Source organism: Bacteroides sp. HMSC067B03 (genome assembly GCF_001811315.1).
In the GTDB taxonomy this organism is placed as follows: Bacteria; Bacteroidota; Bacteroidia; order Bacteroidales; family Bacteroidaceae; genus Bacteroides; species Bacteroides faecis.
Map to the genome: position 1 here is coordinate 1 of NZ_KV804484.1, position 334 is coordinate 334.

General features: G+C 24.6%; 1 protein-coding gene. It reads left to right on the plus strand.

Annotated features, from left to right (window positions below; genetic code table 11):
* Positions 1-27: 27 nt before the first annotated feature.
* Positions 28-288 (plus strand): hypothetical protein, encoded by a 261-nt coding sequence (locus HMPREF2794_RS29335; protein WP_070753058.1) that lies wholly within the window; start codon positions 28-30, stop codon positions 286-288.
* Positions 289-334: the final 46 nt, after the last annotated feature.

Sequence of the window (334 nt, forward strand, 5' to 3'; positions counted from 1 at the left end):
TTCTCCTATTTTATTAATTGTATTGCAATGGATAAAAAGAAAGAAACTATGGTTAGAAAGATTGAATATCTGAAAGAAACAATTTGTCATTGTGAGAATAATCTCCAATATATAAAGAGGTTACAAGCATTGAAATATTGGTTGCTGAAATTAGATGTCTTATTGGATAATTCCAATGATGAGATTTATAGAAAGTATTTTTATTCAGATAAGGGACATTCTTTCTTTGATAGAATCTGTTTATCAATAACAGATTATCAATATGGAAATAAACCGTTCAATTATTAATCTATTTAAAATAAAGAATCATGTTTTATTATAAGATACTTGTTTG

What these genes read in the sequence shown, in the direction of transcription:
- HMPREF2794_RS29335 (WP_070753058.1), top strand. Translation starts at nt 28, where the DNA reads ATGGATAAAAAGAAAGAAACTATGGTTAGAAAGATTGAATATCTGAAA.